The organism is Onishia taeanensis, from assembly GCF_003268885.1.
Taxonomy (GTDB): Bacteria; Pseudomonadota; Gammaproteobacteria; order Pseudomonadales; family Halomonadaceae; genus Onishia; species Onishia taeanensis_A.
The window spans coordinates 291,044-300,789 of sequence record NZ_QLSX01000004.1; the positions used below are offsets into that span (position 1 = coordinate 291,044).

The following is a 9,746-nucleotide window of genomic DNA, read 5'->3' on the forward strand; positions in this document are numbered from 1 at the left end:
GCAGCCAAGGGCGCCTTTCACATGAAAGCCGGTCATCCCGTGCTCGATAATTTCTCACCTTGGCTTTAGTCACGCTAAAGCCAAGGTGAGCCGCACAGAGAAGACGGCCAGGCGACGCGCCCCTATCGGCCGGCCTCAGATATCGCCGTCCAGGCGACGCTCAAGCAACCCATTGACCCGCTCGATCACCTCGAGACGCGCCTGGCGCTTGTCATCACAAGTGATCAACGACCAGGGGGCATGCGTGCGGTGGGTCTGGGCGAACATCTCATTGATGGCGACCTCGTAGTCATCCCAGCGAGCGCGGTTACGCCAGTCTTCCTCGGTCAGCTTGTATTGCTTGCGAGGGGTGTTAGCTCGCGCCTCGAAACGCTTGAGCTGCTCATCCTTGCTGATCGACAGGAAGAACTTGCCAAGCACCGTGCCGTGCTCGAGCAAGCGTTTCTCGAAATGGCGAATCTCGCCATAGGCGCGTCGCCATTGAGCCGGGGCGGCAAAGCCTTCCACCCGCTCGACCAGCACTCGCCCGTACCAGGAGCGATCGAAGATCGCGAAGCGCCCATCGCCGGGTAGCCGTCGCCAGAAACGCCACGCCCAGGGGTGGAGACGTTCCTCATCGGTAGGCGCAGCGATACTGTGCACGCGATAGTGCCGCGCATCCAGCGCCGAGGTCACCCGGTGAATACTGCCGCCCTTGCCGGCGGCATCATGGCCCTCGAAGACCAGCACCACCGGAATGCCGCGTCGGGCCGCCTCGCGGCTGTTATGCGACAGCCGCGCCTGCTGCTCGACCAGCCGCTGCTGATAGTTGTCCTTGTCCAGGCGCCCGGCCGACTGATGGTCGGGATAAGCCTTGGTCACCGAAGGTGCATCCTTGGCCGGCGGCGCCAGGTGACAGCTTGCCCAGGGCGCCTCGGGGTCGACCGTCGGCTGGTTCGCGGTGTCGAGCAGCCGCTCGGCCACCTGATGGATCAAGTCTTGTGGATCGTCACCGGAAATGCAGTGCCAGGGCGCCCAGTCGGTATGGGTGGTCTCGCGTAGCGGCTTGCCGAGTGCCTTGATCAGCGGATGCTGGAGATGGCGCTGCCAGTCAGCGGGATCGAGCTGCCATGCCCGACTCGGATCCTCCTGCATGGCGGTCAGGCGCTCGCCTTGAGCTTTTCGGTCGATGTCCAGCCAGATCTTGACCAGCGCCACGTTCTCGGCGGCGAGTTCGGCCTCGAAATCGCGAATCATCGCCAGGCGATCCTCGAAAGCGCCCGCGCCGATGCGCCGCTCGGCGCGGGCGAAGAGTGCATCGCCATACCAGCCATGGACGAAGATACCGGTAGTGCCGCGGGCCGGAATACGCCGCCAGTAGCGCCACAGTGCCGGCCGCTTGGCATCCTCGCTGCTGGGCTCCAGGGCATGCACCTCTGTACGGCGGTTCTCCAGCCAGTGATTGAGCATGTTGAGCATGGGATGCATATAGCTCGCCGCCTGGCCGCTGAGCATCAGCACCACGGCCCGGTTCTCGCGCTTGGCCATCTCCAGCTGGGCTTCCAGCAGCTGATAGCGCAGTGTTTCTGTCTTCATCTGTCGGCCTTCATCCGTGTGTTTCTATCCATCTGGCCTGGTTGTCCCTTGCCAGTTCTTTACCAGTACCGGGACTGCCGGACGACTGCGGATTGCCACATGGGTCCTGCCTCACGCCTCGCCGAGCAGGCCAAGGCTCGCCATGGGGGTCTGGCGGCGCAGGCTGCGCGACAGACCATGACCGATCACCCCGACCAGCAGGGCGCCACCCAGCGGCAGCCCTATCCACAGCCAGGGGTGCAGGCGCGGGGCAAGATCCAGCCAGCCGGCATAGATCCCTGCGGCGGCAAGCTCGGCGAGCAACGCGCCCATCAGACCACTCGCCAGGCCTAGAATGGCAAACTCGGCCCCCTGCACCCGGGATATCAAGCGGTCCCCGGCACCGAAGACCCGCAGCAGACCACTCTCATGGGCACGCAGCGGACGGCTGGCGATCAGCGCCGCATAGAGCACACTGATGCCGGCCAATAGCACGAAGCCAAGCACCAGCTCCACCGAGCGGGTGACCTGAGTCAACAGCTCGCGCACCTGGCCGAGGATCGCTTCGACGTTGAGCAGTGACACTGCCGGGAAATTCTTGACGATCTGGCCGGGCAGCGGGCTCTGGGCATCGCCCAAGTGGAAGGCGGTGATATAAGTGTGGCCGAAGCGCTCCAGCACGCCAGGAGGGAAGATCACATAGAAGTTGGGACGGAAGCTGTCCCAATCGAGATCGCGAAGGCTGGTGATACGCCCGGTCAGCGTGTCGGCGCCAATGGTGAAGCTCATGGTGTCGCCAAGCGACAGGCCAAGACGGTCGGCCAGTTCAGCCTCCAGCGATATCGGCACGACCTTCTCGGACGGTGCCGTGCCCGCCCCGTCGCCAGCACCCGGTGCATCACCGAACGATGCTCCGGCGACCGTCCCGAACCACTCCCCCGCCACCAGGCGGTTGCCCTCTGGCAGGGTGTCGCGCCAGGTCAGATTGAGTTCGCGCCGCAGGGCATTGCTGCCCCGGCCGCTTTCGGGCACGGCCTCCAGGGGCGGTTGGCCGTTGAGCGCGGTGATGCGCCCGCGCACCATCGGATAGAGCGCGGTGCGATCGTCTACCGCCCCGGCCAGGGTCTCGACGAAGGCCTCACGCTCCTGGGGCTGGATGTTGATGGCGAAGTAGTTGGGCGTATCCTCGGGCAGTTGGTCCTGCCAGGCGGTGAGCAGATCGCCGCGCACCAGGCCGATCATCGCCATCGCCGCAAACGTCACCGCAAAGGCCAGTAGCTGACCGAGACTCGCCTGACGACGGCGGCCGAGCTGACGGGCGCCGAGCCGCAGTGCCCGGGTCGGTGAGGAGGCATGCGTGCCCTGGGGCAGCAGCGCGGCCAGGCGCAGTACCCCGCTTAGCAGCAGCGTGCCGACCCCACCCAGGATGACCAGCATCACCAGCCCCCCGACGAGCAGTGCCGCAGACAGCCAAAGATCGCCGGAGTAGAGCCACATCAGACCGCCGAACACCAGACTCGCCATCGCCACCACCAGCCAGGCCGAGGCCGGCAGCGGGTCGAGTTCACGCCGCAGCACCTTGAGGGCACTGACCCGCTTCAGGCGCAGCAGCGTCGGGCCGGCAAAGCCGACCAGCACGGCAAGCGCCGTGAGCACCCCGAGCGCCAGAGGCAGAGGGCCAGGCGGCGGCAGTTCGAGCGGCAGGAAGGCGGTCAGCAACGCCAGAAGCCCCGCCTGACCGGCCAAGCCCAGCAGGGCCCCGCACACCGATGCCGCCAGCGCCAGCCAGCCAAGCTGCAGGGCGAACAGCCGGGTGAGCTGGCGCTGGGAGGCGCCAAAGCAACGCAGCAGCGCGGCGGTGTCCAGATGGCGATCCACATAGCGCCGGGTGGCCATGGCCACCGCCACCCCGGCCAGCAGCACCGCGGCGAGGCCGGCCAGTGCCAGGTACTTCTCGGCACGTTCCAGGGCGCGGCCCAGGCCCGGCCGATCGACCCGTACATCCCGCACCTCGACGCCATCGCGCTTGAGCGCTTCAAGGCGGGCATCGAGACTCGACACTGCCTCCGGCGGGCCGGCAGCGAGAATCTCGTACTCGATCCGCGAGCCCGGCTGCACCAGGCCAGTGGCCTCCAGGTCATCGACGTGCATCATCAGCCGCGGATTGAAGCTCGAAAAGCCCCCGGACTGGTCGGCCTCGCGCTCGATGATACCGCTCACGGTCAGGGTGGCGCGCCCCACTCTGACCTCATCGCCAATCTTCAGACCGATCAGCGACTCGAGCCTGGGGTCGACCCAGGCCTCGCCCGGCGCGGGACCGCGGGCCAGCGGCTCGACGCCGTTGCCCACATCGACCCGTGACGCGCCATACAGCGGGTAGGCACTGTCGACCACCTTGAGGCTCGCCGGCTGGAAGCGCTCGCCGCGGCTGATCATCGACACCAGATCAACCTGATCCGAGAGGCTCATGCCGGCCTCTCGCAGCGTGCTTTTGAGCTCGCTGGAGAAGGGCTCGCCCTGCTCGAGTACCAGGTCTCCCCCCAGCATCTGCCCCGCCTGACGGGTCAGGCCGCGTTCTAGACGATCGAGAAAGAAACCGATCATGGTAGAGGCCGCCACCGCCAGCGCCAGCGCCACGAACAGCGCCCTCACGTCGGCAGCGCGCAGATCCCGCTTGAGGCCGTGGGCCGCGAGCCCCAGCCAGTGCAGGCCGTTGCCCGAGGCTCGTCGGGTATCGCGCCGTGAGTCACCGCTTGCCATCATGCGCCCACCTCCTCACGGGTCATGTCCACCAGCTGGCCGTCGATGAGCCGCAGGCAGCGATCGCAGCGACGCGCCAGCGCATGGTCGTGGGTAACCAGCATCAGGGTAGTGCCGGCTTCGCGGTTGAGGGCGAACAGCCGCTCGATGATGCGCTCGCCGGTGGCCGGGTCCAGATTGCCGGTCGGCTCGTCGGCGAACACCAGCTCGGCCCCGGTGACGAAGGCGCGGGCAAGGGCGACCCGTTGCTGTTCGCCACCGGACAGCTGCTTGGGCAGGTGGTCGAGGCGCTCGCCAAGCCCTACACGCGTCAACCAGTCGCGGGCCCGGGCATCGTTGTCGGCGGCAGGCGCCAGCTCCAGCGGCAGCAGCACATTTTCAAGCGCGGTGAGAGTCGGCAGCAGCTGGAAGTTCTGGAACACGAACCCTACCCGGCCGGCCCGCAGCTGGGCGCGTCCGTCCTCGTCCAGCGCGGCCAGCGACTCGCCAAACAGGGTAAGTTCACCGCTGCTTGGCGCATCGAGTCCGGCCAGTAATCCCAACAGGGTCGACTTGCCGGCGCCGCTCTCGCCGAGGATCGCCACCGTTTCTCCGGGGAACACCGTGAGCGAAAGATCACTCAGAATGGTCAGCGACCGATCGCCACTCCTGACCTGCTTGCCGAGCTGGCGAGCCTGTAGGATAGGCGCAAGATCATGATTCGAGGAGGTGGACGTAGTGGAGGACATAGTGACTGGATTTCCTGTTGGCCTAAGAAGGTCGAAACGCGGTGCCAGAGGCCCCGCCGGGCGAAAAGCTGCGCTGAGTGCTGAACCACGCGCGGTGGCGAGGGCTGAGCCCCGTGCCGGGCTGAGCGTAGGGCCAGGCGCTTGGGGTGCGCGGTGCGCCCGACACGCAAGACATCTGGTGCAAACGTTCGGCCGGTGCCTGCTGGGGGTGGCTCCAGTCAAGAAACCCGCTGCGCCCCCCACCCTGACAATACGTCGAGGTTCGCTCGCAGGACTGACAGTTGGCCTGAGCCTGGCCGCTCTTGTCATGGCTACTCCCGCCCTGGCTGCCTCGCCCTCAGCCACCGATGATCGCCCCACCCTGTTGGTGATGGGCGATAGCTTGAGCGCCGCCTATGGCCTCGAGCGGCCAGAGGACGGCTGGGTCAGTCTGCTGGCCGCAAGGCTCGACGACGAGGCCCGGGTAGTGAATGCCAGCATCAGCGGCGAGACTTCCGCCGGCGGCGCCACACGCCTGCCTGAGCTGTTACGACAGCATTCCCCTGAAATCGTGCTATTGGAACTGGGCGCCAACGATGGCCTCCGCGGCCTGGCGCCTGGCCAGATGCGCACCAACCTCGAGTCGATGATCGAGAAAAGTCAGGCCAGCGGCGCCCAAGTGGTACTGCTCGGCATCGATATTCCGCCCAATTACGGCGACGCCTACCGGGCTGCCTTCACTGGCGTTTTTGAAGACTTGGCCAAGCGCCATGAGCTGCCGCTGGTGCCCTTCCTGCTCGAGGGTGTCGCTCTGGAAGATGGGCTGATGCAGGACGACGGCCTACACCCCACCGCCGAGGCCCAGCCACTGATCCTTGAAAATGTATGGACGACCCTGGCGCCGCTGCTCGATCAGGCGGCGACGGGGTCAGAGATCACTTCCCAAACCACCTCCCTACCCACCTCACTATCCACTCAGACCTGAGGGGCCGGCTCGGCGGCCTTCTGCCACTGCTGAAGGCCCAGGCCGCCTAGAATCAAAACCAGGCCAGCCAGCGTCGAGATCAGGATCGGCTCGCCGACCACCAGGTGCAGCAGCAACAGGGAAACCGGCGGCGACAGAAAGATCAGATTGGCCACCTTGGCCGTGCGTGAAATGCCGCGCACGGCCAGTTGCCAGAGCACGAAGGCGATGCCCATCTCGAAAAGCCCCACATAGATGCCGGCGCTAACGCCTTTCCAGCCATACCACTCGAAGCCCGGTCCCAGCGCGATCAGCACCGTGAACACCGGCAGGCCAACGCTGAAGTTCTGCCACTGTGCGACCAGCGGAGGGCGGCTATCGCGAGCATTGAGCAGCCAGTAGAGCGCCCAGAGCAGAGTCGAGGCCAGCGCCAGCCCCACGCCCAGCGGGTCGGCAAAGGCCACGTCGAGCACTGCGCCGCGGGTGGCGATGGTCCAGACACCGGCATAGGCAATCAAGCCGGCGAGGATATCGATGCGGGTCAGCCGCTGGCCGAGAATCGGCACGGCGAGAAAGGCCATGGCCAGGGCCCAGGTGTAGTTGAGCGCCATCGCCTCCTGCCCCGGCAGTCGATCATAGGCAGCGAACAGCACCAGGTAGTAGGCCACCGGGTTCATCAGCCCGGCCCACAGCGCGGTGCGCCAGCCCTGCACCAGCGCCTGGCGCAAGAGCCCCTTTCGCCATACCAGAATGCCCATCAGCCCCCAGGAGACCAGGGCAGCGATCCACATCAGTTCCAGCGGCGACATTTCGCCAAGCGCGACCTTGAAGGCCGTTGCCACCGTGGACCAGAGCCCCACGGCGCCCAGGCCGCACAGCATGGCGTGACGTTCCTGTGTCATGCGCTCTCCCTCGTGTGTGATGTGTCATGAGCGGGCAGCATCGGCGTTGCTGACGGCTGGTCGGCGATGCAGAGCAATCAGCCATCCATTAAGAACCATCAGCGGTCCAGATGCCCCAGGTCTCGCGAGGGGTCAAGCCGATCCCGCACCCGCTGCTTGAGCAGCTTGATGTCAGGGAAGCCGTCATCGCGCTTGCGCTCCCAAAGTCGCTCGCCATCAAAGGTGATCTCGAAGTGCCCGCCGTGGCTTGGCACCAGCGCGACCTCATCGAGGTCTTCGCCGAAGGTCGACAGCAGTTCCTGCGCATACCAGCCGGCGCGCAGCAGCCAGTGGCACTGGGTACAGAAGTGGATACGCACGCTTGCCATGGGGCCCTCTCCTTGTTGGACATTTGCCCGGCATCATAACTGAGGCATCATGGCCGCTGGAATGCGCGCACAGGGAGCCCCACTGCATGCCACCAACCGAGATCTCACAGACCCGCCTCTACGAGTGGCTGACCGGCGATGACGACAGCCGGATGTGTAAGGATATTCCCGACTCCGCCTGCGAGGTGCAACCCAGGAACTTCCTGCGCCACCTGCTCGCCTCGCTCGGCAACAAGCTGGCCGACGAGCTGTCCAGTGCCCGCCTGGTGCTGCCCTGGCTGATGGGCGCGATCGGTGCACCGCTGTGGATGGTGGGTCTGCTGGTCCCGATCCGCGAGGCTGGCGCCCTGCTGCCACAGGTGTTCGTGGCCGGTTTCATACGCCACCAGGCGCAGCGCAAATGGACCTGGGTGGCCGGCGGGCTGATTCAGGCCGTGGCCGCTCTGCTGCTAGTCGCCCTCGCCCTGCTGGGTCAGGGCGGCCTTGGCGGCAGCCTGGTGCTGGTGGTATTGGTCGCGCTGTCACTGGCTCGCGGCCTATCGTCGATCGCCACCAAGGACGTGCTGGGCAAGACCATCGCCAAGCAGCGCCGCGGCATCCTGATGGGTTGGAGCGGCAGCATCGCCGGCGGCGTGACCCTGGCCGCCGGTATCGTGCTGATGTTCTTCGATGACCGTCCCAGCGAGCTGGCCTTGGCGGTGCTGATGGGCGTGGCGGCGTTTGGCTGGGGCCTGAACGCACTGTGCGCGGCCCTCATCGAAGAGGCGCCGGGGGCCGTGGAAGGCGGTGAGAACGCCTGGGACAGCGTGCGTCAGGGCCTGCACCTACTGCGCGAAGACCCAGCCTTCCTGCGCTTCAACCTGGCGCGCGCCCTACTGCTCTCCAGCGCCCTGGCCCTGCCCTACATCGCGCTGCTGGCTCAGCAACGCAGCGGCTCGAACCTCGGCGACCTGGGCCTTCTGATCATCATCTCGGGGCTCGCCGGCATGCTGGCAAGCCCCGTGTGGGGCAAGCGTGCCGACAGTTCCAGTCGTCGTGTGATGCGCGACGCCGGCCTCGCTGCCGCCATTTGCTGCACCCTGGCGGCACTGGCGGGCGGTCTTCCCGGCGCCTGGACGGCGACCCCCTGGCCCTACGCCCTGCTCTACGGGCTGTTGGTGATCGCCCATGCCGGGGTGCGCCTGGGTCGCAAGACCTACGTGGTGGACCTCGCCGATAGCGATCGACGCGCCCTTTATGTGGCGTTGTCCAATACGCTGACCGGCTTTTTGATGCTGCTGGTCGGCGGCCTGGTCGGCGCGCTCGCGCAGTGGTTCGGCAGCGCCGTGCTGCTTGGGTTGCTCGCCGCCTGCGCGCTTGCCGCCGCGCTGACCGCTCAGGGCCTGCCCGAGGTCGAGGCGTGATCGCAACACATTGAAATCTGGCAACCGCCTAGCCATGATAGAGCAATATACATCGTGGCTAGGCCATGCCTACCCACCCCCATAGGGTCGCGACAGGAACGCTTCGCATGAAAAGACCGCCCATGATCAGCCCCGAGCTTCTGGAACGCATCATCGACGCCTCGGAGGACGGTATTGTCGTTGCCGAACGCGAGGGTGAAGAACATATCCTGATTTACGTCAATCAGGGGTTCGAACGGCTGACCGGCTACAGCACCGATGAGATCCTCTACCGTGACTGCCGCTTCCTGCAGAACGACGACCGCGATCAGCCCGGCCTCGCGCGCATACGCGATGCTCTGACCGAGGACCGACCCTGCCGCGAGATCCTGCGCAACTACAAGAAGGACGGCACCCTCTTCTACAACGAGTTGTCGATCACGCCGATGTACGACGAGCAGGAAGACATTACCTACTACCTTGGCGTGCAGAAGGATGTCACTGAGCGAGTCGAGGCCATCGCCGAGCTCGAACGCGTCAAGGGTAGCGCCAAAGACTAATTTTTTCCCTTCCCCCTCTTGTCCTCACCCGCAACTGGCGTTATATAGCCAGCAACGCACCCGCGTTGCCCGATGCTCGCCCAAGGCGAGCATCCGTAGCCATCTCACCATGGGGTCATGGGAGGACATCGCATGAGCCGCAAACACCAAGTACACGACACGTCCGGCGATGCCAATGATGATGTGAACTATGATGGGGATGTCGACGCGTTCATGGACCAGGGAAAACGCATGAAAAACCGCGCTACGACGGGCCTCGTGGCGCTTTACCAGTAGGAGCTAATGTGGTCATCTAGCAGCTTTTGCTCATGGATGACTCATGCTGACACCGTCTCTTATGCACCATTTATCGATCGTTCCCGACTTCCGACAGGCCTGGAAAGTGCAGCATCAGCTGTCGGACATCTTGTTCCTGACGGTCTGCGCGGTGATATGTGGTGCTGAAGGTTGGGACGAGATAGAGGATTTTGGCCACGCGAAGCTCGACTTTCTCCGCCAGTACGGTGATTTTGAGGCTGGCGTGCCGAGCCATGACACCCTGGCCAGGGT

General features: G+C 65.4%; 10 protein-coding genes. 5 read left to right on the forward strand and 5 right to left on the reverse strand.

Going from position 1 to position 9,746, the window contains the following annotated elements:
• Positions 1 to 135 precede the first annotated feature (135 nt).
• From BCL93_RS07935 to BCL93_RS07945, 3 genes are all read right to left on the reverse strand, one after another.
• Entirely contained in the window at positions 136 to 1,575 is a 1,440-nt protein-coding gene (locus tag BCL93_RS07935) for a polyphosphate:AMP phosphotransferase (RefSeq protein WP_112054734.1), read from the reverse strand.
• Positions 1,576 to 1,686: 111 nt separating this feature from the next.
• Positions 1,687 to 4,314 (reverse strand): FtsX-like permease family protein, encoded by a 2,628-nt coding sequence (locus BCL93_RS07940; protein WP_112054760.1) that lies wholly within the window; start codon positions 4,312 to 4,314, stop codon positions 1,687 to 1,689.
• Positions 4,314 to 5,042, reverse strand: coding sequence for an ABC transporter ATP-binding protein (locus BCL93_RS07945; protein WP_112054735.1), 729 nt, complete (start codon positions 5,040 to 5,042; stop codon positions 4,314 to 4,316). Before BCL93_RS07945 ends, BCL93_RS07940 begins: the two co-directional genes overlap by 1 nt.
• A gap of 307 nt (positions 5,043 to 5,349) precedes the next feature.
• Between BCL93_RS07945 and BCL93_RS07950 the strand changes: the two genes are divergently transcribed.
• Positions 5,350 to 6,006 (forward strand): arylesterase, encoded by a 657-nt coding sequence (locus BCL93_RS07950; RefSeq protein ID WP_112054736.1) that lies wholly within the window; start codon positions 5,350 to 5,352, stop codon positions 6,004 to 6,006.
• On the opposite strand, the gene BCL93_RS07955 is transcribed toward BCL93_RS07950, so the two are convergent.
• Together BCL93_RS07955 and BCL93_RS07960 are read right to left on the reverse strand one after the other, a co-directional pair.
• The gene (locus tag BCL93_RS07955) at positions 5,997 to 6,887 is read right to left on the reverse strand and encodes a DMT family transporter (RefSeq protein ID WP_112054737.1); all 891 of its coding nucleotides are present in this window, start codon (positions 6,885 to 6,887) and stop codon (positions 5,997 to 5,999) included. The two genes, BCL93_RS07950 and BCL93_RS07955, sit on opposite strands and share 10 nt — an antisense overlap.
• 98 nt (positions 6,888 to 6,985) lie before the next feature.
• On the reverse strand, positions 6,986 to 7,255 hold the full coding sequence (locus BCL93_RS07960; protein ID WP_112054738.1) for a SelT/SelW/SelH family protein: 270 nt from the start codon (positions 7,253 to 7,255) through the stop codon (positions 6,986 to 6,988).
• An 86-nt stretch (positions 7,256 to 7,341) separates the two neighbouring features.
• Here BCL93_RS07960 and BCL93_RS07965 point away from each other — a divergent pair, with 86 nt between their 5' ends.
• The 4 genes from BCL93_RS07965 to BCL93_RS07975 all read left to right on the forward strand — a co-directional run.
• Positions 7,342 to 8,658: an MFS transporter gene (locus BCL93_RS07965; RefSeq protein WP_112054739.1), complete on the forward strand. Its 1,317-nt coding sequence runs from the start codon at positions 7,342 to 7,344 to the stop codon at positions 8,656 to 8,658.
• A gap of 107 nt (positions 8,659 to 8,765) precedes the next feature.
• On the forward strand, positions 8,766 to 9,197 hold the full coding sequence (locus BCL93_RS07970; RefSeq protein WP_112054740.1) for a PAS domain S-box protein: 432 nt from the start codon (positions 8,766 to 8,768) through the stop codon (positions 9,195 to 9,197).
• A gap of 132 nt (positions 9,198 to 9,329) precedes the next feature.
• Positions 9,330 to 9,473 carry a hypothetical protein gene (locus BCL93_RS17245; protein WP_181463058.1) on the forward strand — a complete coding sequence of 48 codons (144 nt, stop codon included), beginning with the start codon at positions 9,330 to 9,332 and terminating at the stop codon, positions 9,471 to 9,473.
• A 43-nt stretch (positions 9,474 to 9,516) separates the two neighbouring features.
• A partial coding sequence (locus BCL93_RS07975) for a transposase family protein (RefSeq protein WP_146742470.1) occupies positions 9,517 to 9,746 on the forward strand: 230 nt, incomplete at its 3' end.